Here is a 23,695-nt window from a genome sequence, read left to right as displayed (position 1 = left end):
TAATCGTAATTATTTTTTTATGTTTTAAAAAAATACTTTCTCTAAAATAAAGATTTTAGAAAAGATAATGTAACGTTATAAACTCATAAAATAGATGTTTTTACCATAATTTAAATCCTTTTTGGTTTAGATTATTGTATAGTATATAAATCTTGTACACTATAATAAGCTTTTGTGTGCTATTATTTTGATATTTTCGCACTCATTTAATATCTATAGTGTACTATAAAAAATGAACATAAGAAAATACATATACCCAATACTAATTATTATAATTAGCATAGGTTTTTATTATTTTGAAGGATATCTTGAAAACAATAAGAATTATTCTGATGATAAGACTGGTGGAGATACAAGTGAGGTAAATTTCTTTTATTTACCTACTTCTACTACCGGAGCTATAATTGTACATGACAATTACTCATTATCATATTCTGAAAAACATGAACAAGCAGAATGGGTAGCTTATCAATTAAAAAAGGAGCATTTGTCTACAAATCAATTTAAACGTCCATATTTTGAAGAAGATAAAAAGGTAAAATCATTATCCTCAGATTGGCGTAATTATAAAAAATCAGGATATGATAAAGGACATTTATGCCCAGCAGGGGACAGGAGATATACAAAAGAAGCATTTAACGAGACATTTCTTACTTCTAATATAACACCTCAGAATCATGAATTTAATAGTAAAATATGGAATTATTTGGAGCAGAAAACAAGATCTTGGGCAAAATTATATGATGGTGTATATGTAGTAACTGGTGGTGTATTATCGGATGGCCTTTCTACAATAGGTTATGAACAGGTATCTGTGCCAGAATATTTTTATAAAATTATATTTAATAATTCTTCTGGTAAGCCTAAAATTATAGCATTCCTAATGCCTCATAAGGATAGTAGAAAATCATTAAAAGAATTTGTGGTTTCTGTTGATGAAGTAGAAAAATTAACTGGAATTGACTTTTTTCCGACATTAGATGATGCTATAGAAAATCAAATAGAATCTTCTATAACTATAAAGGATTGGAAGTTTTAACCCCTCATTGAGGGGGTCATTCCACAAGGCTTGCCTCGACATCAAAATGTTTTTTTCGGAAGCATACCTCGTGAGTTTGCTCCAAGATTGTTGATTTACCACTCATTTACACGATTAGAATCTAGTTTAACAAAGATAAATAGTAAAATAGTAAATCCCCATAACCCTGATCCTCCATAGCTAAAAAATGGTAAAGGAATCCCGATTGTAGGCATTAATCCGGTGACCATACCGATATTAATAGCAAAATGTATGAATAAAATTCCAACAACGCTATAGCCATATACTCTACTGAATTGTGATTTTTGTCGTTCTGCCAAATGAATAAGCCGAATTAATAACCCAATAAAAAGAAGAATGATTGCGGTACTACCTAGAAAGCCCCATTCTTCTCCTACAGTACTAAATATGTAATCAGTATGTTGTTCTGGTACAAACCCTCCTTTGGTTTGTGTTCCTTCTTTCCACCCTTTTCCAATCCAACCACCACTACCTATGGCGATCTCACTTTGATTGGTGTTATATCCTATACCTTTAGAGTCTACTTCTTTACCTAACACAATGTTAAATCGATCCCTATGTCTTTGCTCAAATACATTATTAAAAATATAATTTACAGAAAAACAAAAAGTGGTTATAACGATGATAATTAAAAAATATCTTGAGTATTTAGGTTTTTGCTTTCTATTTTTAATTAATATAAGTAGCATAACCATAGCAATACCAAGAACTACCCATAGAGGATTAAAAAGTAAAGTAAGTATAAATAATCCTGCTGCAGAAGCCCCTACAATTAAATATATCGCAGCTAAACCTTCTCTGTATAATGGAAAGAAAAAGGCAGCATAGACCAATGCACTCCCTGGGTCTGGTTGAGGTATAATAAATATGGCAGGAATTGCAATAATTAAAAAAGCTCTAACCTGATAACCAAGAAGTTTTATATTGGTTTGCATATCGCTTAAGAACTTAGCCAGGGCTAATGCGGTACATGCTTTGGCAAACTCTGAAGGTTGTAACCCGGCAGGCCCAATTTGATACCAGGACGTAGCACCATTTATATTTTTTCCAAATACAAAAAGGCCTAATAATGATAATAATGATATTACATAAATCAACCCTGCAAAGCGTTCATAAAATTTTGCTTCTATAGCTTGAGTGATAATAATTAATACTATGCTGAATAAAATCCAATAGGCTTGTCTAACATATGCATGTGAAAAATCAGCTAATGAGAAAGCTTCATTCTCAGAAGAAGCAGAGTAGATGTTTACCCACCCAAAACTAACGAGTAATAAGAATAATAAAATTGTGATCCAATCTATTGCAACTATGCTAGATCTTGCCATTATTGATTAATTTTAAATGGTTCGCCACTGTAGGGTTTGGCATATTCTTCTTCGAGACTGTGTGTGAGAATCCAATCTTCTAAATCTGTTCTAGAGACGACTCCGTTTATATGTTGTTCTATCATTAGTGAAGCAATTTTTCCCGCATAACGAGCACCCCAATATCCGTTTTCGACAAATACAGCTATTGCTATTTTGGGGTTATCTTTTGGAGCAAATGCTACAAAAACAGAATGATCGGTAAGCTGGGTTTTTTTACCATCAATTTTGGTAAAGTTTTCTGCTGTACCTGTTTTTCCACATATCTCAATACCTTCAACTTGCAAGGATCGTGCAGTACCTTGGGTATATACCTGATACATTCCTTCTATCACTGGTTCAAAATGCTCTTTGTTAATTGTTGTAACCTTAGGAATAGTATAATTTTCATTTTCTATAGGCTTGCCATCTATTGCTTTTATAATATGCGGAGTAAAATAATGTCCTCTGTTTGCAATTGCAACAGTCATATTTGCTAACTGTATAGGAGTAGAAAGTACCTCTCCTTGCCCGATAGCATTAGACAATGTAGCAGATGCATACCATTTATAAGTTGGATATTGATAAATCTTATTGTAATATTTTGCGGTTGGCACTTTTCCTCTTTTTCCCGTTGGCAGATCATAACCCAAATAATTCCCTAAGCCAAAACTTTCAACATGTTTTCTCCAATTTTCCATCCCTTCTTGCGGGGTATCATACTTTTCAATAATTCTTCTGTATACTGTCGCAAAATATGCATTACAAGAGTTTGCTATACCCGGAATCATATTTAATGGACTTCTGTGAGAATGACAACCGAGTTTTCTTCCATTTTTTCCATAATAATACCCCATTCTGCAAGAAACACTTTCCTTGGTATCAATTACTCCTTCCTGTAATGCTATCAACGCATTAACCGTTTTAAATGGCGATCCCGGAGGATATTCGGCTTTTAAACCTCTATCAAAAAGAGGTATTGCAATAGTGTCATAAACTAATTTGGTAAAATTCGGAGATCGTTTTCTTCCTACTAATAATTCTGGTTTGTATGTTGGAGCTGTTACCAAAGCCAATATTTCTCCTGTAGAGGGTTCTAGAGCTACAATGCCCCCTCGTTTATTCTGCATAAGTTTTTGTCCATATGCCTGTAGTTTTGAATCCAGAGTTAAGGTAAGATCTTTTCCATTTACAGGAAGGGTGTCAAATTTCCTATTTTTATATGGACCTATATCTCTATTAAATCGATCTTTTTGAATTCGTTTTACTCCTTTGATACCTCTAAGCTCATTTTCATATTGTTTTTCTACACCGTCAATACCAATAAGATCCCCAGAGAGGTAATAAGGATCCTCTTTTATTAATCTTTCGTTTACCTCGCCAATATACCCTAATACGTTTGCAGCATTAACAGTTTGATAGTCCCTTAATGAACGTTTTTGAATATAAAAACCTTCAAATTTTCGCATTTTTTCCTGTAGATAAGCATATTCATCTTTAGTTAATTGTGGAATTATAATCGAAGGAACTCTAGGAGAATATACTCTGGCTTTTTTTAAGCTTTTTACAAGCCTGTCTTTACTAATTTTAAGAATAGAACAAAACTCTAAGGTGTCAAAAGGTTTTAATTCTCTAGGAATAACCATAACATCATAAGAAGGCTGATTGGTAACTAATAACTTTCCATTTCTATCATATATAGCACCTCTTTGGGGGTAGTCATAAATTACTTTAATCGCATTGTCTTCTGATAAAGAAGCAAAAGATGTATTGTAAATCTGTAAGTAAAACAATCTTGTAATAAAGACGATACCGGTAGTAATAATTATTAGGTACAGTAATAATTTTCTCATGATTCATTCTTTCTAAACAATACTAAAACCAGCATGGTAATCATTATTGTAAATGCACTAGAAAATAACGTTTTTTTAATGATTAATAGTGTGTGTGAGAAGTTAAAAAATTCTAGTGAAAAAAGTACAAGATGATGTGTTAAAACCATTAAGATTACATAAGCGAATCGTTCTCCAAATCTGACATTACTTAGTTTTACAGTTTGAAACTCATAACTAAGTCCAAACACTGATCGTAATGCAATTGGACGAAAAAACGCTATAATAGTACAGGCAGCAGCATGTATCCCTCCTGAATCTCCAAAAATATCTATAATTAATCCTAACAAAAAACTGATAATAAGAAAAAGACCTTTATTGATGTTAATAGGAGCTAAGAGAATAAAAATTATGTATATATAAGGGTTTAAAGATCCTAAAAAGTTAATGTGATTTAAAATAAGTACTTGGATTAAAACCAAAACTATAAACCTTATGATATGTAGTAGTGTATCCCTAGTCATAATTTAGTTTTTCTAAACTTTTAATTTCATCAGCATCCTGATTCTTTATTGCATAGACAAAACCTATATTAGTCATATCATTAAACAATTTAACGTCTATTAGATAGTAGCTTTTATTTTGATTTAAGGTGTAACTTGCAATAGTTCCTATTCCAATTCCTTTAGGGAAAATAGTTGAACGACCATGAGTTATAATAGTATCACCTTCTCTAATGATTGCTTGGCGAGGTATAGTTTCTAACTGAACGATATTTGGATCTTTTCCATTCCAAACCAAAGACCCATATTGATTGGACTTTTTTAATCCTGCATTTATACGAGAATTAGTATTTAGGATAGAAATAACTCTACTGTAGTTTGTAGAGGTGTTTTCTACAATTCCTATAATTCCTTTATCAGTTATAACTCCCATATCGGGTAAGATACTGTCTTTTTTACCTTTGTTAATCAAGATATAATTATCGATTTTGCTATAATCGTTTTTGATAATCCTTGCTTTAGTGAATGTGTAAGGAGTGTTAAAGGATATGGTATCTAGATGTTTTTTAGCAATAGAATCTCTTCCTAAAGCAACTAGTTGGTTGTGAAGCAATTCATTTTCTTCTAACAACCGCTTATTTTCTTCTTTTAAACCAAAATAGTCAGTGATAGAATGTTGCCAACTATACAGACCTCCACTGAAAAAATTAGCCGAACTTACAAATTTGCCTCTATGATATGAATGAGATTGTATTGTTAAAACAATAGACAAAAACATTAATAGAAGAAATAGCAGAAAATGTTTATTCTTAATTAAAAAATTAATAATCTGCTGCATGATGATTTATAATATGATAATTTCTTTAGTTAAACGTTATATATACAGTCTAATTACTACTTTATTTAAAAAGTACCAAAGGAGAATAACGTAAAATCAGAAATTTAGGTATGTTATAGTAATGTTTTTTTTACATTATTTAATTAGCACACTCTTGTATCTGCTTAAATTCTTTAGTGTAATTCCTGTACCTCTTACTACTGCTCTTAATGGATCTTCTGCAATATAAACGGGTAAATCAGTTTTTTGTGATAATCGTTTGTCTAATCCGCGTAGCATAGAACCTCCACCAGCAAGATATATACCTGTATTATATATATCCGCAGCAAGTTCTGGAGGGGTTTGTGACAGGGTTTCCATTACAGCATCTTCAATACGTAAAATAGATTTATCAAGTGCTTTAGCCATTTCTCTATAAGAAATTTGCACTTGTTTTGGCTTTCCTGTAAGTAAGTCACGACCTTGGACATTCATTTCCTCTGGTGGTAACTCTAGATCTTCTGTGGCAGCACCTATCTGTATTTTTATTTTTTCGGCAGTACGTTCCCCAACATATAAGTTGTGTTGTGTACGCATGTAATATATAATGTCATTGGTAAATACATCTCCTGCAATTTTTACCGATTTGTCACAAACAATTCCTCCTAGAGCAATAACAGCAATTTCTGTCGTTCCTCCTCCGATATCTACAATCATATTTCCTTTAGGCTGCATGATATCTACTCCAATACCAATGGCAGCAGCCATAGGTTCATGGATAAGATACACTTCTTTTCCATTTACTCGTTCTGCACTTTCTTTTACAGCTCGCATTTCTACTTCGGTAATTCCTGAAGGAATACATATGACCATACGTAGGGCAGGAGCAAAGAGTTTTTTCTTTAATGCTGGAATATCTTTGATAAACATGCTTATCATTTTTTCACTAGCATCAAAATCTGCGATAACCCCATCTTTAAGAGGACGAATAGTCTTTATATTCTCATGGGTTTTTCCTTGCATCATAGCAGCCTCTTTCCCTGCTGCAATAATTTTACCAGTCATAATATCTCTGGCTACAATAGAGGGACTATCCACTACTACTTTGTCATTATGAATCACCAATGTGTTAGCGGTACCTAAATCTATTGCGATCTCTTCGGTAAAGAAGTCAAAAAATCCCATAAAAGTTTCAAAAAAGGGGTTAAAGTTTAGTAAAAGTAATAAAATTAATGTTTAAAATGGCGTGTTCCTGTCATAACCATTGTAATTCCGTTTTGATCACAGTAATCTATACTCAGTTGATCCTTTATAGAACCACCCGGTTGAATAACAGCTTTTATCCCTGCATTATCTGCTAGTTCAACACAATCAGGGAATGGGAAAAAGGCATCACTAGCCATAACCGCACCATCAAGATCAAAATTAAAAGCTTGTGCTTTTTCTATAGATTGTTTTAATGCATCCACTCTAGAGGTTTGTCCTGTTCCACTTGCTAATAACTGTTTTTCTTTAGTAAAAACGATAGTGTTAGATTTAGTGTGCTTACATATTTTTGAAGCGAATAAAAGATCTTCTATTTGCTCTGGGGTTGGAGCAGTTTTTGTAGCAGTTTTTAAATCACTAGATATGTCAGTTTTAAGATCTTTATCTTGCACTAAAGTTCCGTTTAAGCATGAACGAACCTGAGTTTTGGGTAAGTCAATGTTCTTTTGAATTAAAATAATTCTATTCTTTTTCCCTTTTAAGATTTCGATAGCTTCATTACTAAAAGAAGGAGCAATAACAACTTCACAGAATAATTTATGAATTTCATTAGCAGTAGCTACATCAATTTCAGAATTACTAATTAGTACCCCTCCAAAAGCTGATACAGGATCACCCGCTAATGCATCAACATAGGATTGAAGAACGGTTGCTCTCTGCGCTAAACCACAGGCATTATTATGTTTTAAAATAGCAAATGTAGGGTCTTCTTCTTTAAATTCATTCATTAAATTTACTGCCGCATCTACATCAAGAAGATTATTGTATGATAATTCTTTTCCATGTAATTTATCAAACATAGCATCAAAATCTCCAAAGAAAAATCCTTTTTGATGTGGATTTTCTCCGTAGCGTAGTACTGTTCCTTTGGTTTCACTTAATTTAAGAGATGGTATAGCATTATCACTATTGAAATAATTAAAGATTGAAGTGTCATAGTGAGAAGATACATTAAAAGCTTTGGCAGCAAAATGCTTACGATCCTCAAGAGAGATACTTCCATTTCCTTCAGAAAGGATAGTTAAAAATTCGGAATAATCATCAACAGAAGCAATACAGGTTACATCTGCAAAATTTTTGGCAGCAGCTCTAATTAAAGAAATTCCGCCAATATCTATTTTTTCAATAATATCTTGCTCAGGAGCTCCAGAAGCTACTGTTTTTTCAAACGGATAGAGATCTACAATTACGATATCAATTTGTGGGATTTCATATTGCTTAAGCTCCGCAATATCACTATCATTATTTTGACGGTTCAGGATTCCTCCAAAAACTTTAGGATGTAATGTTTTAACTCTTCCACCTAATATTGAAGGATAAGAAGTTACATCTTCAACAGGAGTAACATCAACGCCTAGATCCTTAATAAATTTTTCAGTTCCACCAGTAGAGTAAATAGTTATATTAAGTTCTTCTAGTTTTTTTATGATAGGGGCTAATCCATCTTTATTGAATACAGAAATTAATGCGGATTTAGCAGTTTTTGTGTTGCTCATGAGAAAATTTAGTTATTAAAACGCAAAAGTAGCAATTTAGTACTCAATTAGACAATCAATTATGTGTAATTGTTTTCAATAAATTGTAACAAAATCATAAGTAAAGCGTCCTATCTTTAAATAAATTAAAATTTGGGTCAAAAAATAAAGAATGCTAATCTATCTTAGAGTACTTAAGGAGAGTCTTAATTTTGCTGTCAATGCCCTTGTCAACAATAAGTTGCGTACTTTTCTTTCGTTGCTAGGAGTAACTATTGGAATTTTTTCTATTATAGGAGTTCTTGCTGCAGTAGATTCCTTAAAACAAGAGATTAAAGGGAGTATTAGCTCATTAGATAACAGTACGATTTATCTTATGCGATTTTCTTTTGGTCCTACAGATATACCGAAATGGAAAAAAGAGCAGTTTCCTGATGTTACTTTTGAAGAATATCAATATATCAATAGATCAATGCCTAACCTTAAGGCAGCCAGTTTTGTCCTGAATGTAGCTTCTGAAACTATAAAATACGAAGATAATAGTATCAGTAATGTGGAAATAGCAGCAGTTACTAATGATTATTATGATATAGAAGAATTACAAGTAGTAAAAGGAAGGTTTTATAATGAACAAGAATCTATTGCTGGAGCTCCTGTAATTGTTGTGGGAGATGAAATTGCAAAGAGCTTATTTGGGAGCAGTGATCCTATAGGAAAAAAAATACGTTTATACGGAAGAAAACTTACCGTAATAGGAGTGCTTAAGAAGGAAGGGTCAGGTCTTTTTGGAAATAGTAAAGATACCGTAGTTATCTTACCTGTTAACTTGGTTAGAAGAGTTTATGGCGATAACAATAAGTCTACTTTTCCGGGGATTATTATTAAACCAGAATCTGGTATCGATGTTCCAGAATTTGTAGCAATACTAAAACAAAAAATAAGAGTTTATCGTGGGTTAAAGCCTGATGAGATAGATAATTTTTTTGTAAATCAATTACAAGGTTTCTCTGACTTGATAGATAATATTACAGGTACAATGTCTACTATAGGAGGTGTTATAGGTATGTTCTCCTTATTAGTAGGAGGATTTGGGATTGCTAATATCATGTTTGTAAGTGTTAAAGAGCGGACTAATTTGATAGGTATACAAAAAGCTCTTGGAGCTAAAAAAAGATTTATACTATTTCAGTTTTTATTTGAAGCAATTATTCTTGCTATTTTTGGAGGAGTAATAGGACTTTTTTTAGTTTGGATAATTTCAATATCAGTATCGCAGTTTACAGAAAGCTTTAAATTTGTGCTTTCTGGATCTAATATGTTTTGGGGAATGTTTTCTTCTACTATAATAGGTTTGATTGCAGGAATCTTACCTGCAATATCAGCATCAAAACTGGATCCAGTTGAAGCAATAAGAACAGGTATGTAATCTTTTTCTTTTTGTAAGAATGAACAATGAAGACGATACTTCTATTTTAGATATAAGTGCTTTTTTTCATAATCAATAACAGCTTTACCCTTTTTTAGGATATCGGCACCAATTATTCCGTCTACAGGCTCAGCATGGTGCGTTATTAATGCTGTATTTACATGGTTTAGATCAAATAAAACTAGAGAGATTTTTTTCTTAGACCACTTTCCTATTTGTATAGAATTTTTTTGTGAAACCTTGGTAAGCATATCAGTAGCTCCAGCTCCAGCAGCTTTTACATCACTATCTTCGGTAAAAAGATTAAATTTTTCTACAGCTTCAAATCCTACGCAAGAATTAGAGGCACCTGTATCTAGAATAAAGTTTCCTTTAATACCATTTAGAGTAGCTTTAACCTCAAAATGATTTGTTTTTGTAAAAACTAATTTAATTCTAAGATATTCTTTTTTAGTTAAAAATTTTTGAAGTGTACTCATGATTTATTTTAAAAAAAAACTTGTGTAAAAGTAATGTAATTAAGAAGAATAAAATAATACTGTTTTTTATGAGAAAGAGAATTTCGGAAATACAGAAATTGTAAGTAGAATTTTTTAATACTTTTGCGGCATGATACTAACCGATACCCATACCCATATTTATAGTGAAGCGTTTGATGAGGATCAAGATGAAATGATGCAGCGCGCTATAGAAAAAGGAGTAATACGTTTTTTTGTTCCTGCAATAGATTCTAATTATACTAAAGCAATGTATGCTGTAGAAGAGAAATACCCTGAGCATGTTTTTTTGATGATGGGGTTACATCCTACACATGTAAAAGCGAATTATAAAGAGGAGCTTATACATGTAGAGGATGAACTAAAAAAACGTTTTAAAGAAGGTGTAGAAAAAAAATTTTATGCAGTAGGAGAAATAGGGATAGATTTATATTGGGATAAAACGTTCTTAAAAGAACAACAAGAAGCTTTTAGAAGTCAAATACAATTGGCGAAAAAATATAGGTTACCTATAGTGATACACTGTCGGGAAGCTTTTGAAGAAGTTTTTGAAGTATTAGAGTTAGAAAAAGATGAGAAGTTATTTGGGATTTTTCATTGCTTCTCAGGTACTATAGAAGATGCACATCGCGCAATAGGGTATAATATGAAACTGGGAATTGGGGGTGTAGTGACTTTTAAAAATGGTAAAATAGATAAGTTTTTGGATAAGATCTCATTAGATAATATTGTTTTAGAAACGGATGCACCATATTTAGCACCTACTCCATATCGAGGAAAACGTAATGAAAGTTCTTATTTGGTTAATGTTTTACAAAAACTTTCTAATATATATCAAAAATCAGAAGAAGAAATAGCTATTATTACAACTAAGAATTCTAAAAGGATATTTGGGATTTAGACAATGTGATTAGAAAGTAATTGAAATATATTTCAGAAAGATGATTTTGTAGTAGGCTTTCTAAAGGATAGATTAAAATAAAAATAAATTTCATTCATTTTTATATATGAATACTTCACCAGATATATTACTTATTTATACAGGAGGAACTATCGGAATGATTAAGGATTTCGAGACAGGGGCATTAGTTTCTTTTGATTTTGATGAGTTGTTGCTAAACATTCCAGAACTTAAACAATTAGATTGTAATATAGACACCATTAGTTTTGAAAAACCAATTGATTCATCAGATATGAATGTGGATCAATGGAAAGAATTGGGAGATATTATTAATGACAATTACACAACATATGATGGATTTGTTGTTTTGCATGGTAGTGATACAATGTCGTATACTGCATCTGCGATTAGTTTTATGTTTGAAAACCTTTCTAAACCTATTATTTTTACTGGATCTCAGTTGCCAATAGGAGATTTGCGTACCGATGCTAAAGAAAATTTGATTACTGCGGTTCAGATTTCGGCATTACAAAAAAAAGGTAAACCTGTAGTTGCAGAAGTAGGATTATATTTTGAGTATAAATTACTTCGAGCAAATAGAACAACTAAAATTAATGCAGAGCATTTTGAAGCATTTGAGTCCCTTAATTATCCTGCATTAGTAGAATCAGGAGTACATTTAAAAATTAATTCTTCTTTTTTACGAACTGTAAATAGGCGTAAAAAGATGGTATATCACACACACTTTGATAATAATATTATTATAATTAAAATGTTTCCGGGGATTAATGAAAATATTTTGAAAAGTATTTTTGAGTTAAAAACTATAAAAGGAATTATTTTAGAAACTTATGGAGCAGGTAATACAACCACTCAAAAATGGTTTGTAACGATGCTTTCCAATGCGATAAAAAGAGGTGTTCCCGTAGTTAATGTTACTCAATGTATAGGCGGAAGTGTCGAAATGGGGAAGTATGATACTAGTATTGCACTCAAAAAAGCAGGTGTTATTTCAGGAAAAGACATTACTACAGAGGCTGCTGTAGCAAAATTAATGTATTTATTAGGTGAAAATTTACCACTTAAAGTGCTTAAAACCATCTATGAAACTTCTCTTCGAGGTGAAATGTTAGAAAATTAACGCCTCAAATTTCACTCTTTAACATTTTTTTTGTTATTTGCTCATCCTTATTTTTTAAGGAAAAAAATAAAGAGAGAGGTGGCCGAGTGGTCGAAGGCGCACGCCTGGAAAGTGTGTATACGTCAAAAGCGTATCGAGGGTTCGAATCCCTTCCTCTCTGCATTATTATCAATTTTTTAATAGATTTTGTATAATTTTTATATCTTTAACCCTTTAACTAATTAAAATTAAGAATCAGCGCAATGAAAAGATTATTTTCTATTCTGGCAATCGCAGCAGTAATGACTTTTGGAAACTTACAAGCTTCTACTGCACCTGCCCAGTTATTAACGGCAAATATGCAATTATTAATTGCTCCTATAACTACAACAGCAATACAAGAAGATGTAGCATCTAATGCTGCCGAAGATTTACCCTTCCATCAAAACCTTAAAAAACGTTTTATAGAAGGAGGTCCAGGATTTATGGGTATCGTACTTTTATGTTTGATACTAGGTCTGGCGATAGCAATTGAAAGAATTATCTTTTTAACTCTATCTACAACAAATACAAAAAAATTACAGCAAAATGTAGAAGATGCGCTAAATAGTGGAGGAGTTGAAGCGGCAAAAGAGGTATGTAGAAATACAAAAGGACCTGTTGCATCAATTTATTATCAAGGTCTTGATAGAGCGGACGAAAGTATTGATGCAGCAGAAAAAGCAGTTGTGGCATACGGTGGTGTTCAAATGGGACAACTAGAGAAAAACGTATCATGGGTATCATTATTTATCGCACTTGCTCCAATGCTTGGATTTATGGGAACGGTAATCGGGATGATTCAGGCGTTTGATAAAATTGAAGCAGCTGGTGATATGCAACCTTCTCTTGTAGCTGGAGGTATTAAAGTAGCACTTCTTACGACTGTATTTGGTCTTATTGTAGCGATTATTCTTCAAGTATTTTATAACTATATTGTTGCTAAAATCGACAGAATTGTAAATGATATGGAAGATGCTTCGATTACTTTAATCGATATGTTGGTAGCTTACAAGAATTCTTACAAGAATAAACAATAAGAATAATTATGAGGTTTTTTTAAAAACCTTTCTTTTGTCTTATTAAAATCAGACAATTAATATTCTTGTTTATTTAATCAGAATGCTATTTATGTAAGTATTCAAAATTAAAAATATAGACACATGAAAATTTCTAAAATATTATCATATGCTGTGATGGGAATAGGAGTCTTAGGAGTAATCCTTTGGTATCTTATGAGCAATTCGATCGGCACTTTAATGGATGAAAATGGTCTTTCTGAAGCTAGAGAACTAGATCTAGGATTAGCAGCACCATTAGTATCTCCTTTGTACAATCTTACATTAGCGATTTTTATTATCACTATTGTAGTTACTTTAATAGCTGTATTTTCAACAATTGCAAAAAATCCAAAAAGCCTTAAAAATACGGCTATAGGAATTGTTGCTTTTCTTATTATTGTTGGAATTGGTTATGCTATGGCAGATGGAGTAGAGACTCCTTTAAAAGATGGAGATACACTTTCTGCTAGTGGCTCTAAGTGGGTAGGAACAGGCTTATATGCTTTTTACTTTCTTGCTGCAGTTGCAGTTGGATTGATGTTTCTTTCAGGTATTAAAAAATTAATAGGTAAATAATTATGGCAAGAAGAGCAGCACCAGAGGTAAATGCAGGATCTATGGCAGATATTGCATTCTTGCTTCTTATATTTTTCTTGGTGACTACTACTATTGAAACAGATAGTGGTATTAGCCGGAAACTTCCTCCACCACAAGAGGATATTGTAGATCCACCAGTTCTTAAACAAAAAAATATTTTTGTTGTAGAATTGAATAAGAATAATGATCTGTTAGTAGAAGAAGTTCCTATGGAACTAAAAGATCTTAGAGAAGCCGCTATTAAATTTTTAGATAATGGTGGCGGAAAAGGAGAAGAATCTTGTAAGTACTGTCAAGGTTCTAGAGATCCTTCTTCATCAGATAATCCTAATAAGGCAGTAATATCTTTGCGTAATAATAGAGAAACTAATTATGCGACATATATTGCTGTTCAGAATGAATTAGTAGCTGCATATACTACATTGCGTAACAGAGAAGCACAACGTCTTTTTGGTAAAACTTTCGTACAGATGGAAAAAGACTTAAAAGATGTGAACTATTCTGGGAATAAGGAAACTTTAAAAGAAAATATCAAAAAGATACAATTCTTGTTTCCTGAAAAGCTTTCAGAAGCAGAACCAAAAAAATAAAAGTAATATAAAACAAAATTCTTATGTCTAAATTCAAAAAGAAAAAAGGAGGAGAATTACCTGCTATTTCTACAGCGTCATTACCGGATATTGTATTTATGTTATTATTTTTCTTTATGGTAGCAACGGTTATGCGTCAAAATACTTTGATGATTGAAAATAAATTACCAGTTGCAGATCAAATAGAAAAACTTGATAAAAAAGATTTGGTAATGTATATCTATGCAGGTAAACCTAGTTCTAGATATAGAGCAAACGCAGGTGATCAGGCAAGAATACAGCTTAATGATAAATTTGCTGATGTGAGTGAAATAAAAGCATTCGTTTTAGCAGAGAGAGCTTCTAAAAGAGAAGAATTAATTCCATTTCTTACAACAGCTTTAAAAGTTGATGGAAACACTAATATGGGTCTTGTAGGAGATATTAAAAAAGAATTAAGAGATATTCAAGCATTAAAGATTAACTACACTACCAGAACAGGTAGTGCTACAGATAATCTAAAGTAGTATATAATTTTACAATATACAGAGATTACTCTCTATTACAAAAAAAACCTGCTCTAGAGCAGGTTTTTTTGTAATATCATTTTTATTATACAATTTCCTTGCAAAGGAAAAACTCATGTTTGAAACTGATTGATTACCATTTTTTTTCTAACATAAAAGCTAAACAAGTATTTTGTTTAAGGAACCTGTTTCGTAGATAATGGATTAAAGTCTAAAAATATATTCTTTAAAAATGTTTCATGAACTTGTTCCGGAAAAACTCACTATTTAAGATAAAACAGATTCTATATTCCCTATTTTTTAAAATGGCATAACAATTGTGCCTGTTTTATTGATAACTGTGATCTATCATTTTATAACACCATTCTTAGTTTAGATTGGTATAATACCAATATCTAACCTTCCAAAGTGATATTGAATATTTAGATAAAGTGATTCTGTTTTTTACCATTTTTTCTTCATAGTTCTCATCACATATGATCATAGTTTTTAATTCTGTAAGTAATTATTAACTAAATATGTTTATTATGATGAAAAAATCAGCACCAAGTGTTAACGCAGGATCCATGGCGGACATTGCATTTTTATTACTCATCTTTTTTTTGATTTCTACTACGATAGAAACAGATTATGGGATAACCAGAAAATTACCACCCCTTATTGATAAGCCTACCGAGGGTACTATTAAAGAGAAAAATCTTTTTAGGGTGGAGTTAAATCAGCATGGCGAGCTCTTAGTAGAAGGAGCTACAATGAGGATTAATGCGCTTAAAGAGGCAGCTATTAATTTCTTAGATAATGGTGGAGGATCTGGAGACTTAGCATGTAGTTATTGTAAGGGTTCTCGGAGAACATCTTCATCAGATAATCCTAATAAAGCAGTAATATCTTTGCATAATCATAGAGAAACTAATTATGCGACATATATTGCTGTTCAGAATGAATTAGTAGCTGCATATACTACATTGCGTAACAGAGAAGCACAACGTCTTTTTGGTAAAACTTTCGTACAGATGGAAAAAGACTTAAAAGATGTAAACTATTCTGGGAATAAGAAAATTTTAAAAGAAAATATCAAAAAGATACAATTCTTATTTCCTGAAAAGCTATCAGAAGCAGAACCAAAAAAATAAAAAATAATATAAAACAAAATTCTTATGTCTAAATTCAAAAAGAAAAAAGGAGGAGAATTACCTGCTATTTCTACAGCGTCATTACCAGATATTGTATTTATGCTATTATTTTTCTTTATGGTAGCAACGGTTATGCGTCAAAATACTTTGATGATTGAAAATAAATTACCAGTTGCAGATCAAATAGAAAAACTTGATAAAAAAGATTTGGTAATGTATATCTATGCAGGCAAGCCTAGCTCTAGATATAGAGCAAGCGCAGGTAATCAGGCAAGAATACAGCTTAATGATAAATTTGCTGATGTGAGTGAAATAAAAGCATTCGTTTTAGCAGAGAGAGCTTCTAAAAGAGAAGAATTAATTCCATTTCTTACAACAGCTTTAAAAGTTGATGGTAGTACTAATATGGGTCTTGTAGGAGATATTAAAAAAGAATTAAGAGATATTCAAGCATTAAAGATTAACTACACTACCAGGACAGGTAGTGCTACAGATAATCTAAAGTAGTATATAACTTTAGATATAGAAATTTAAGTTATAAACCCTACTACACTATAAGGTAGGGTTTATTTATATTTTCAATTTGTTTTTATAAACTTTATTGTATTTCTAAAGAAAATAGATTTATTTTAGTAACCTATATGAAAAATTTATGTACATCTATTATTTGTTGTTTGTTTGTTTTCCATTCTTTTGGGCAAGAAACCAAAACAGATTCTGATCACGAAATAGCTGTAGATTCTCTGTATCGAGAAGATCAATTCTATATAGGTGTGACATTTAATTTATTACATAATACACCGAAAAACATAAATCAATCTGGGTTTTCTGGAGGAATGCATTTAGGCTTTATAAGAGATATGCCGATTAATAAAAGACGTAATTTCGCTATTGGTATTGGTGTAGGGTATTCGTTGAATGTGTATAATCAAAACCTGTTTATAAAGAAAAACCAAGATACAGGACAAACTATTTTTAGTAGTTTAGGAGGTATTGATTATGATGTTAATAGATTTACAACCCATCTAATAGAAGCTCCTTTTGAGCTAAGATGGCGTACATCTGTTCCAAAAACTCATAAATTTTATAGGATCTATACTGGTATTAAAATGGGGTACTTACATTCTTTTAATGCTAATCTTAAGCAACCAGGGAATAAAGAAAGAGTGACAAAAATAGGAGAGTTAAACAGATGGAGGGTAGGAGCAACGTTTGCTTTTGGTTGGAATACGTTTAATTTTTATTTTTATTATAGCTTAAATCCTTTATTTAATAATGATGCTATAATAGATGGAGAAGCTGTAGGAATGAATACTGCTAAGATAGGTTTAATGTTTTATATTTTATAACCAAAGGTTAGCTAAAGTGAGTTGAGGAATAACTCCGATTAAAAACCCTAAAATAAGTTCTAAACCACTATGTGCTTTACAATGTAGTCGTGAGGTAGCAACTAAGCCATTTAAAACCATCAATATTGAGATTAATAGGGTTAAATTGAGGCTGAAATGAATACTTAGTGTAATAATAAACATGGTTAGACTACTAATAGCAATCATATGTAAGCTAGCTTTGATAGCAAACATAGCTATGAAAATAGCACTTAATGATGAAAACAGAATTCCTAAAAAGAAAAAGTATAGTTCTGGATAATGGGATACATCAATTACCATTTTAATGACTATAATTAGTAAGATAGATTGTAACAGCAAAGGAATTTTTCTTTGTTTTACATTTTCTAGATGTATCGAATCGATAACGCCAATACTTTTTAAAAGAAAAAATAAAACAATAGGTATTAAAACAGTAAGGATAATTAATCCAAATAGTTTACCAGTCATAATTTCATAAGGAATAAATCTAGGAGCGGTATAAAAATAAATTAGACTACCAGTAAGAGGCATCAATAGAGGATGTATAATGTATGAGATACTTCTTAGGAAAAAATCCATTAAATTTTCTTTCTTAGCCTTGCGACAGGAATGTCTAATTGTTCTCTATATTTAGCTACGGTTCTTCTAGCTATAGGATATCCTTTTTCTTTTAAGATTTTAGCAAGTTTTTCATCTGTAAGAGGTTTTTTCTTATCTTCTTCACCTATAGTTATTTCAAGTATCTTTTTTATTTCTCTAGTAGAAACTTCTTCACCTTGATCATTGGTCATCGATTCAGAAAAGAAATCTTTAATAAGCTTTGTCCCATAAGGAGTGTCGACATATTTACTGTTTGCTACTCTGGATACTGTACTTACATCCATTCCAATTTCATCTGCAATATCTTTTAAAATCATTGGTTTAAGATTTCGTTCATCTCCACTAAGGAAATAATTTGTTTGATAATGCATTATGGCACTCATGGTAATAAAAAGTGTTTGTTGCCTTTGTTTTATGGCTTCGATAAACCATTTTGCAGCATCTAATTTTTGTTTGATAAATAAGACTGCATCTTTTTGTGATTTTGATTTTTCTTTACTTGCTTTATATCCTTGAAGCATATTGTTATACTCTCTCGAAACATGAAGTTCTGGAGCATTACGACCATTTAATGTTAGTTCTAGTTCTCCATCTACAATTCTAATCGTAAAATCAGGTACTACATGTTCTATCAAGCGATTATTACCAGCATAAGCCCCACCCGGTTTAGGATTAAGGTGTTCAATCTCATCAATCGCTTCTTTTAATTGTTCTTCGGTAACTTCAAATTTTAGTAAAAGTTTGTCGTAATGTTTTTTACTAAAATGGTCAAATGCTCTTTTTAATATTTGTGAAGCTAATTTTATGGGGATAGTTATTTCTTTTCGATCTAATTGAATCCAAAGGCATTCTTGTAAGCTACGAGCTCCAATACCAGCAGGATCTAACTGTTGTACAACGGTTAAAACATTTTCTATTTTTTCTTCTGTGGTATATATGTTTTGAGTAAAAGCCAGATCATCTAAGATATCTGATAGAGATCTTCTTATGTAACCACTCTCATCGACACTTCCTACAAGAAATTCTGCTATTTCCCTTTCTTCCTCATCAAATCGATACGTGTTTAACTGATTAATTAAATGTTGATGGAATGATGTTCCAGAGGCATAAGGGACATTTTTTTCTTCATCATCGACACTATAATTATTAGCACTTAATCGATATGAAGGAATCTCATCATCACTAAGATATTCATCAACATTAATATCCGCCTCTATTTTTTCAGTACCATAATCTTCATCTGCAGTATTTTCATTGCTAAACGTATCCTCATATTCATCCGCTTTATCTTTACCACTATCAAGAGCAGGGTTTTCTTCCATTTCCTGTTTTAAACGTTGTTCAAATGCTTGAGTAGGCAATTGTATCAACTTCATCAACTGGATCTGTTGCGGAGAAAGTTTCTGAGAAAGCTTAAAATTTAGTTGTTGTTTTAGCATAAAAAATTATCGATATTCTTCTATAATACAAAAATAAACAATAAAGGCTATTTTTATAGTACTATAAGATGGTTAGTTTGTTTAAAAAAAATGCTATTAAACCATAAATTATAATGATTCTGTTTTTTGCTTTAATCAATAAACGAGCCAAAAGTAATTATAATATATAATAAAGATAATTTTATGATTTAAAAAATTAGTAAAGAAATACATCATATGATCATCTTTGTTTAGAATATGATCATACAATTTTTACTGATTAAGGAACAAATAGCTTACTCTTAATAGCATAGATAACCAGACCTGTTCTATTTTTTAAATTTAGTTTTTCAAAAATAGAATCTCTGTATCCTTCAATTGTTTTTGGACTTAGACACATTTCATTAGCGATCTCCTTGTATGTTTTTTCGGTGCAGGCATGTTTAATGAATTCTATTTCGCGGTCTTTAAGTAATATTTTTTTCTCTACTTTAGGATTGAGGGACTTCACTAATAAATTAGCTACATCTCTTGTGTGATAATAACCGGTTTCTTGTACTTGTAGGAGGGCTTTTTCTAGGATGCTTTTTTCAGTATCTTTTAATAAATAGCCTTTAGCGCCTGCTGTTAGCATTTTTATAATAGTATTTTCATCCTCTTCTACAGATAATGCTAATACCTTAATATCTGGGTATTCCTTTTTTAGAACTGCTGTAGTCTCAATTCCATTCATGATAGGCATATTAATATCCATAAGTACGATATCAGGAATATTTTTTGGATCTTTTAATCTGGTGATTAGCTCTTTTCCATTTTTGCAGATATATAAAACTTTGAATTTAGGAAACCCATTTACTAACCCTGACAATGCTTGGGATAGTAAAATATGATCTTCTACGATTACTATGGAATATTTCATCTGTTTACTTTTTATATTATAATCAGAGCATTCGGAACTCTTTATTTTGATTAATATACTTTAGAGTAGTAGTTAGTTTTTATAAGTATGTTGTCAAAATATTTCCTTCTGCATAATCCTATAACTGATTGTGTGTTGTTTTTGTAACTAGCTTTTATACAAAGTTAATCAACTTCATATTCTAATAGGGGTGAACTTTCTTTTTTATAAGGATAGGTTAGTGTTATTGCTGTTCCTGTTCCTTTTTTAGATACCAATTGTATAGTTGCATTGATTAATTTACCTCTATTTTGCATATTACTTAGACCGATTCCTCGTTTTTTAGGAGATTCTATATGATCAAAACCGATACCATCATCCTTAGCATGGATCACTAATTTATCCTCATCATAATGAACAGTAACTTCTAGGGATGATGCCTTAGAGTGTTTAATGGTATTACTAAAAAACTCTTGTAATATTCTAAAAATTATAATTTCTACTTTATCATCTAATGGTGTTATTTCTTTATTGCTTGTAATTGAAGCTTCAATAAATTGCATACGATTAAACCGTTCTATCTCTAATGTTATCGCTTCTGTTAGGCTAAGACTTTTAATTACATCTGGGTTAATCAGTTTTGATAATGATCGTAGTTCTGTTAGACTTTTGGTTATAGTTTCGGTAACTTCTTTTAGTTTGCTAGGATCATCCCTAGCGATACTTACTTGTATTTTGGCCAACGTGAGTAGCTGGCCAATATTATCATGCAATTCCCAGCTGATGTTACGTAAAGTCTCTTCTCTAATCTCAATCTGGGTCTCTGCAATTGCTGTTTCAAATTTTTTTTCTGCTTCTTTCTGGTGCAACAATAGGCTATTCTTTCTTTTTTGAAAGATAAAAAAAAGTGTAATCATTAGAACAATTATTACGACAAGAACTATACTTGCTATTAATATTGCTGTTTGTTGTTGTCCCATATAAAACCTATAATAAAACAAGTATTCATTATTATTGTTAAAGTAAAAGCAACGAGAAATGATACTGTTAAATCTGTAAAACTGATATAATAATTTCTTAGAATTCTAAATGGAATATTTCCAATATAATATAATAGCAAACCTACACTTATCCAGAATAATAAGTTTTTGTTAACGAATAATACTTTTTCTGAATTTAAAATCTCAGTGAAATAAAAGAATATTGTGATTATTAAAAAACTTGCTGCAATTATGTATGGAATAGTTTGAAGTTCATATAGATAATTTTCAAAAAAACTATTTATTAGTATTGAAATTAAGTACGTTACAAGAAAAAAGAGTATTATTTTTTTCTTTTTACTATTCTTTATGCAATTTCGATATAATATGAAAAAAAATGAAAAATTAATTGTACAATATATATTGTAAATAATATCATTATCTAAATCAACAAAATCTGAAAGAAACAACCCAAAAAATTCATTTATAATCATATACCAATGAATGAATATAAAATACTTTAATAAAGTATACTTATACTTATAAAAATAAAGTATTCCTATGATACCAGCAATTAACTCTACTAATACTCCAATATACTTTAAGGCAATCAAAAAACTCATTCTATTTATTTAGTTTCTTAAATTTTAAGACAAACTGTTCTATTTGTTGCTATTAAGTTGAAAATGCATTGATTTTTCATGGATAACTCCCTAGTTCATTGCCAATTGTGCTTGTTTGTCCGCCATTTGTCATCATAAATGAAAAGAAACTTGCAGTATTTGCTTTTTCAGGTACTTGATTAGTGCCGAACATCCCTTTTTTAAATTCTTCTTCGAGGATTACTTTTTTAAATGTTCCATCATCATTATCAAAAATTGTAAATCCTAAGTGAGAATTACCTCTAGCAATTGTTGGTGCAATAAAAATGGTATTTCGTCTAGGGTCTGGTATTGGTTTTCCGTCTTCAAATTTTTCTTTATCTGGGTAATTAGCAAGATATAAACGATATCCAGAGATTTTGATTTTTCTTTCAGAAGTTATCTTATCGATATATGAGGTATATTCATTTAAGAACTCTTTTGTTAAGAAAAGTGATCGTGTTGGTTGAATCTTTTTAGGTTTTCTATCAGATGGACAAAGACTGGCTAGTGTGCTATCTCTTTTACTTTCAAAAATTTCGATTATACAAGCTCGATTTTTGGTATAACTTTGATATAGTTCTACAGCATCATTAAAAGAAATAATTTCTTTAGGAACGTCATCTATTGGGGGTTTGATGGGATCGTTACAAGTCCCGACTAAGAACGTAATTATTGCAGTCAAAATGATTACAATTGGGTAGCCGATAAGGTTAGTTTTTCTACTCATTTTATGGTTTATTAAGATGTTTGTTAAGATTTTCGATTGTCATCGAATTATTTAATATTAAAGTGTTTAACATACATTAAAAAAGATTTGTGAAATTTTGATTTATGCCAAAAAGCTAATTAGTTGATTCTATGAGTTTAATTTACAGATTTTTAATCGATTAAAAATACTATTATTCTGTAGTTATAAAAAAAGTATAGTGTTTTTATTAAAACGGATGTATTGAAAACTGTTGAAAATAAGGAAGTTTGCGGTATTTTTAAGTGCTGGGAGGCGATTTTTTATTTTACAAAAAAGGGGTTTTCCCCCCTTCTGTAAAAAGGGGTTAGACTCTTTTGCTATATTAAAAAAAATGATTTATATAGCGAATACCTTTTATTTTGAAATGAATTATCTTAAAAAAAAGAGTATTTATTTTTTTGGTAATACAAGTTCCATTTTAATAGTACTACGCTTGTATAGAGGGGTATCTTCTATAGGAATTTCTTTAAAACCATATTTAGTATAGATATAAATCGCATTTTCTAAAATATGATTAGAATATAAAAGTAATTTTTCCCATTTTTTGGAGGTGGCAAATTCAATACAAAACTGGATGAGTTGCTGCCCTATTTTCTTACCTTGAAACCTTGGGGATACTCCCATTTTTCCTAACTCATAAACACCATCTTTAATTTTGATTAAAGCAAAAGTACCTACAATTTCTTCATTTATTTTAGCAAAAAAGATGTAACCTCCTTTATTGATAATCATTTCTTCACATCGTTCTAGTATATCTACATCGTGTGGTTCTACTACAAAATATTTTTCTAGCCATTCTATATTAAGATTAGCAAAGTCTTTGGCGTATTTGGGTTCGAAGGATATAATAGAAGCTTTCATTTTATAA

General features: G+C 31.0%; 24 protein-coding genes and 1 tRNA gene. 12 read left to right on the top strand and 13 right to left on the bottom strand.

Features of this window, described 5'->3' with window-relative positions; genetic code table 11:
- Positions 1–232 precede the first annotated feature (232 nt).
- The gene (locus tag N456_RS10650; RefSeq protein ID WP_062056702.1) at positions 233–1,039 is read left to right on the top strand and encodes a DNA/RNA non-specific endonuclease; all 807 of its coding nucleotides are present in this window, start codon (positions 233–235) and stop codon (positions 1,037–1,039) included.
- Positions 1,040–1,134: 95 nt separating this feature from the next.
- On the opposite strand, the gene rodA is transcribed toward N456_RS10650, so the two are convergent.
- The 6 genes from rodA to purH all read right to left on the bottom strand — a co-directional run bounded on the left by rodA (position 1,135) and on the right by purH (position 8,320).
- Positions 1,135–2,388: a rod shape-determining protein RodA gene (rodA, locus tag N456_RS10645; RefSeq protein ID WP_062056700.1), complete on the bottom strand. Its 1,254-nt coding sequence runs from the start codon at positions 2,386–2,388 to the stop codon at positions 1,135–1,137.
- Entirely contained in the window at positions 2,388–4,259 is a 1,872-nt protein-coding gene (gene mrdA, locus N456_RS10640; protein WP_062056698.1) for a penicillin-binding protein 2, read from the bottom strand. Before mrdA ends, rodA begins: the two co-directional genes overlap by 1 nt.
- Entirely contained in the window at positions 4,256–4,762 is a 507-nt protein-coding gene (locus tag N456_RS10635; RefSeq protein ID WP_062056696.1) for a hypothetical protein, read from the bottom strand. Before N456_RS10635 ends, mrdA begins: the two co-directional genes overlap by 4 nt.
- Positions 4,755–5,519 (bottom strand): rod shape-determining protein MreC, encoded by a 765-nt coding sequence (gene mreC, locus N456_RS10630; RefSeq protein ID WP_420834726.1) that lies wholly within the window; start codon positions 5,517–5,519, stop codon positions 4,755–4,757. The genes N456_RS10635 and mreC overlap by 8 nt, the downstream gene beginning before the upstream one ends.
- 195 nt (positions 5,520–5,714) lie before the next feature.
- A complete protein-coding gene (locus N456_RS10625) occupies positions 5,715–6,743 on the bottom strand; it encodes a rod shape-determining protein (protein WP_062056693.1) in 1,029 nt (342 codons plus the stop codon).
- Between the two features lie 44 nt (positions 6,744–6,787).
- Positions 6,788–8,320: a bifunctional phosphoribosylaminoimidazolecarboxamide formyltransferase/IMP cyclohydrolase gene (gene purH / locus N456_RS10620; RefSeq protein WP_062056691.1), complete on the bottom strand. Its 1,533-nt coding sequence runs from the start codon at positions 8,318–8,320 to the stop codon at positions 6,788–6,790.
- 151 nt (positions 8,321–8,471) lie between these two features.
- Here purH and N456_RS10615 point away from each other — a divergent pair, with 151 nt between their 5' ends.
- Positions 8,472–9,725 (top strand): ABC transporter permease, encoded by a 1,254-nt coding sequence (locus tag N456_RS10615; protein WP_062056689.1) that lies wholly within the window; start codon positions 8,472–8,474, stop codon positions 9,723–9,725.
- 41 nt (positions 9,726–9,766) lie between these two features.
- Here the strand turns inward: N456_RS10615 and N456_RS10610 are convergent, their stop codons facing one another.
- Positions 9,767–10,204: a retropepsin-like aspartic protease gene (locus N456_RS10610; protein WP_062056687.1), complete on the bottom strand. Its 438-nt coding sequence runs from the start codon at positions 10,202–10,204 to the stop codon at positions 9,767–9,769.
- Between the two features lie 130 nt (positions 10,205–10,334).
- On the opposite strand from N456_RS10610, the gene N456_RS10605 reads away from it, so the two are divergent.
- From N456_RS10605 to N456_RS10560, 10 genes are all read left to right on the top strand, one after another.
- Positions 10,335–11,123 (top strand): TatD family hydrolase, encoded by a 789-nt coding sequence (locus tag N456_RS10605; protein ID WP_062056685.1) that lies wholly within the window; start codon positions 10,335–10,337, stop codon positions 11,121–11,123.
- A gap of 106 nt (positions 11,124–11,229) precedes the next feature.
- The gene (locus tag N456_RS10600; RefSeq protein ID WP_062056683.1) at positions 11,230–12,264 is read left to right on the top strand and encodes an asparaginase; all 1,035 of its coding nucleotides are present in this window, start codon (positions 11,230–11,232) and stop codon (positions 12,262–12,264) included.
- A gap of 72 nt (positions 12,265–12,336) precedes the next feature.
- Positions 12,337–12,424 (top strand) — tRNA-Ser (locus N456_RS10595).
- An 82-nt stretch (positions 12,425–12,506) separates the two neighbouring features.
- The gene (locus N456_RS10590; protein WP_062056681.1) at positions 12,507–13,322 is read left to right on the top strand and encodes a MotA/TolQ/ExbB proton channel family protein; all 816 of its coding nucleotides are present in this window, start codon (positions 12,507–12,509) and stop codon (positions 13,320–13,322) included.
- A gap of 123 nt (positions 13,323–13,445) precedes the next feature.
- Positions 13,446–13,919: a hypothetical protein gene (locus tag N456_RS10585; protein WP_062056680.1), complete on the top strand. Its 474-nt coding sequence runs from the start codon at positions 13,446–13,448 to the stop codon at positions 13,917–13,919.
- 2 nt (positions 13,920–13,921) lie between these two features.
- Positions 13,922–14,530, top strand: a complete 609-nt coding sequence (locus N456_RS10580; RefSeq protein WP_062056678.1) for an ExbD/TolR family protein — start codon at positions 13,922–13,924, stop codon at positions 14,528–14,530.
- A gap of 23 nt (positions 14,531–14,553) precedes the next feature.
- On the top strand, positions 14,554–15,036 hold the full coding sequence (locus N456_RS10575) for an ExbD/TolR family protein (protein WP_062056676.1): 483 nt from the start codon (positions 14,554–14,556) through the stop codon (positions 15,034–15,036).
- Between the two features lie 527 nt (positions 15,037–15,563).
- Positions 15,564–16,169 carry an ExbD/TolR family protein gene (locus N456_RS10570; RefSeq protein ID WP_062057470.1) on the top strand — a complete coding sequence of 202 codons (606 nt, stop codon included), beginning with the start codon at positions 15,564–15,566 and terminating at the stop codon, positions 16,167–16,169.
- A gap of 24 nt (positions 16,170–16,193) precedes the next feature.
- Positions 16,194–16,676 carry an ExbD/TolR family protein gene (locus tag N456_RS10565; protein WP_062056674.1) on the top strand — a complete coding sequence of 161 codons (483 nt, stop codon included), beginning with the start codon at positions 16,194–16,196 and terminating at the stop codon, positions 16,674–16,676.
- Between the two features lie 134 nt (positions 16,677–16,810).
- Positions 16,811–17,518 (top strand): porin family protein, encoded by a 708-nt coding sequence (locus tag N456_RS10560; RefSeq protein ID WP_062056672.1) that lies wholly within the window; start codon positions 16,811–16,813, stop codon positions 17,516–17,518.
- On the opposite strand, the gene N456_RS10555 is transcribed toward N456_RS10560, so the two are convergent.
- The 6 genes from N456_RS10555 to N456_RS10525 all read right to left on the bottom strand — a co-directional run bounded on the left by N456_RS10555 (position 17,513) and on the right by N456_RS10525 (position 23,688).
- Positions 17,513–18,118: a hypothetical protein gene (locus tag N456_RS10555; RefSeq protein ID WP_062056670.1), complete on the bottom strand. Its 606-nt coding sequence runs from the start codon at positions 18,116–18,118 to the stop codon at positions 17,513–17,515. The genes N456_RS10560 and N456_RS10555 overlap by 6 nt on opposite strands.
- Positions 18,118–19,578 (bottom strand): RNA polymerase factor sigma-54, encoded by a 1,461-nt coding sequence (gene rpoN, locus N456_RS10550; RefSeq protein WP_062056667.1) that lies wholly within the window; start codon positions 19,576–19,578, stop codon positions 18,118–18,120. Before rpoN ends, N456_RS10555 begins: the two co-directional genes overlap by 1 nt.
- A 259-nt stretch (positions 19,579–19,837) precedes the next feature.
- The gene (locus N456_RS10545; protein WP_062056665.1) at positions 19,838–20,476 is read right to left on the bottom strand and encodes a response regulator transcription factor; all 639 of its coding nucleotides are present in this window, start codon (positions 20,474–20,476) and stop codon (positions 19,838–19,840) included.
- A gap of 164 nt (positions 20,477–20,640) precedes the next feature.
- Positions 20,641–21,435, bottom strand: coding sequence for a sensor histidine kinase (locus N456_RS10540; RefSeq protein WP_062056662.1), 795 nt, complete (start codon positions 21,433–21,435; stop codon positions 20,641–20,643).
- Positions 21,436–22,134: 699 nt separating this feature from the next.
- Complete coding sequence (locus N456_RS10530; RefSeq protein ID WP_062056658.1) at positions 22,135–22,806, bottom strand: hypothetical protein; 672 nt, start codon at positions 22,804–22,806, stop codon at positions 22,135–22,137.
- A gap of 411 nt (positions 22,807–23,217) precedes the next feature.
- The gene (locus N456_RS10525; protein WP_062056656.1) at positions 23,218–23,688 is read right to left on the bottom strand and encodes a GNAT family N-acetyltransferase; all 471 of its coding nucleotides are present in this window, start codon (positions 23,686–23,688) and stop codon (positions 23,218–23,220) included.
- Positions 23,689–23,695: the final 7 nt, after the last annotated feature.

This window comes from Aquimarina longa SW024 (genome assembly GCF_001401755.1).
GTDB lineage: Bacteria > Bacteroidota > Bacteroidia > Flavobacteriales > Flavobacteriaceae > Aquimarina > Aquimarina longa.
The sequence above is the reverse complement of the archived record's forward strand: the minus strand, read 5'-3'. Positions and strand labels throughout refer to the sequence as shown.

What these genes read in the sequence shown, in the direction of transcription:
- N456_RS10560 (WP_062056672.1), top strand. Translation starts at nt 16,811, where the DNA reads ATGAAAAATTTATGTACATCTATTATTTGTTGTTTGTTTGTTTTCCAT.
- N456_RS10565 (WP_062056674.1), top strand. Translation starts at nt 16,194, where the DNA reads ATGTCTAAATTCAAAAAGAAAAAAGGAGGAGAATTACCTGCTATTTCT.
- N456_RS10635 (WP_062056696.1), bottom strand. Translation starts at nt 4,762, where the DNA reads ATGACTAGGGATACACTACTACATATCATAAGGTTTATAGTTTTGGTT.
- N456_RS10540 (WP_062056662.1), bottom strand. Translation starts at nt 21,435, where the DNA reads ATGGGACAACAACAAACAGCAATATTAATAGCAAGTATAGTTCTTGTC.
- N456_RS10525 (WP_062056656.1), bottom strand. Translation starts at nt 23,688, where the DNA reads ATGAAAGCTTCTATTATATCCTTCGAACCCAAATACGCCAAAGACTTT.
- N456_RS10575 (WP_062056676.1), top strand. Translation starts at nt 14,554, where the DNA reads ATGTCTAAATTCAAAAAGAAAAAAGGAGGAGAATTACCTGCTATTTCT.
- N456_RS10615 (WP_062056689.1), top strand. Translation starts at nt 8,472, where the DNA reads ATGCTAATCTATCTTAGAGTACTTAAGGAGAGTCTTAATTTTGCTGTC.
- N456_RS10605 (WP_062056685.1), top strand. Translation starts at nt 10,335, where the DNA reads ATGATACTAACCGATACCCATACCCATATTTATAGTGAAGCGTTTGAT.
- N456_RS10545 (WP_062056665.1), bottom strand. Translation starts at nt 20,476, where the DNA reads ATGAAATATTCCATAGTAATCGTAGAAGATCATATTTTACTATCCCAA.
- N456_RS10625 (WP_062056693.1), bottom strand. Translation starts at nt 6,743, where the DNA reads ATGGGATTTTTTGACTTCTTTACCGAAGAGATCGCAATAGATTTAGGT.
- mreC (WP_420834726.1), bottom strand. Translation starts at nt 5,519, where the DNA reads ATGTTTTTGTCTATTGTTTTAACAATACAATCTCATTCATATCATAGA.
- mrdA (WP_062056698.1), bottom strand. Translation starts at nt 4,259, where the DNA reads ATGAGAAAATTATTACTGTACCTAATAATTATTACTACCGGTATCGTC.
- N456_RS10580 (WP_062056678.1), top strand. Translation starts at nt 13,922, where the DNA reads ATGGCAAGAAGAGCAGCACCAGAGGTAAATGCAGGATCTATGGCAGAT.
- rodA (WP_062056700.1), bottom strand. Translation starts at nt 2,388, where the DNA reads ATGGCAAGATCTAGCATAGTTGCAATAGATTGGATCACAATTTTATTA.
- N456_RS10600 (WP_062056683.1), top strand. Translation starts at nt 11,230, where the DNA reads ATGAATACTTCACCAGATATATTACTTATTTATACAGGAGGAACTATC.
- N456_RS10650 (WP_062056702.1), top strand. Translation starts at nt 233, where the DNA reads ATGAACATAAGAAAATACATATACCCAATACTAATTATTATAATTAGC.
- purH (WP_062056691.1), bottom strand. Translation starts at nt 8,320, where the DNA reads ATGAGCAACACAAAAACTGCTAAATCCGCATTAATTTCTGTATTCAAT.
- rpoN (WP_062056667.1), bottom strand. Translation starts at nt 19,578, where the DNA reads ATGCTAAAACAACAACTAAATTTTAAGCTTTCTCAGAAACTTTCTCCG.
- N456_RS10610 (WP_062056687.1), bottom strand. Translation starts at nt 10,204, where the DNA reads ATGAGTACACTTCAAAAATTTTTAACTAAAAAAGAATATCTTAGAATT.
- N456_RS10570 (WP_062057470.1), top strand. Translation starts at nt 15,564, where the DNA reads ATGATGAAAAAATCAGCACCAAGTGTTAACGCAGGATCCATGGCGGAC.
- N456_RS10590 (WP_062056681.1), top strand. Translation starts at nt 12,507, where the DNA reads ATGAAAAGATTATTTTCTATTCTGGCAATCGCAGCAGTAATGACTTTT.
- N456_RS10530 (WP_062056658.1), bottom strand. Translation starts at nt 22,806, where the DNA reads ATGAGTAGAAAAACTAACCTTATCGGCTACCCAATTGTAATCATTTTG.
- N456_RS10555 (WP_062056670.1), bottom strand. Translation starts at nt 18,118, where the DNA reads ATGGATTTTTTCCTAAGAAGTATCTCATACATTATACATCCTCTATTG.
- N456_RS10585 (WP_062056680.1), top strand. Translation starts at nt 13,446, where the DNA reads ATGAAAATTTCTAAAATATTATCATATGCTGTGATGGGAATAGGAGTC.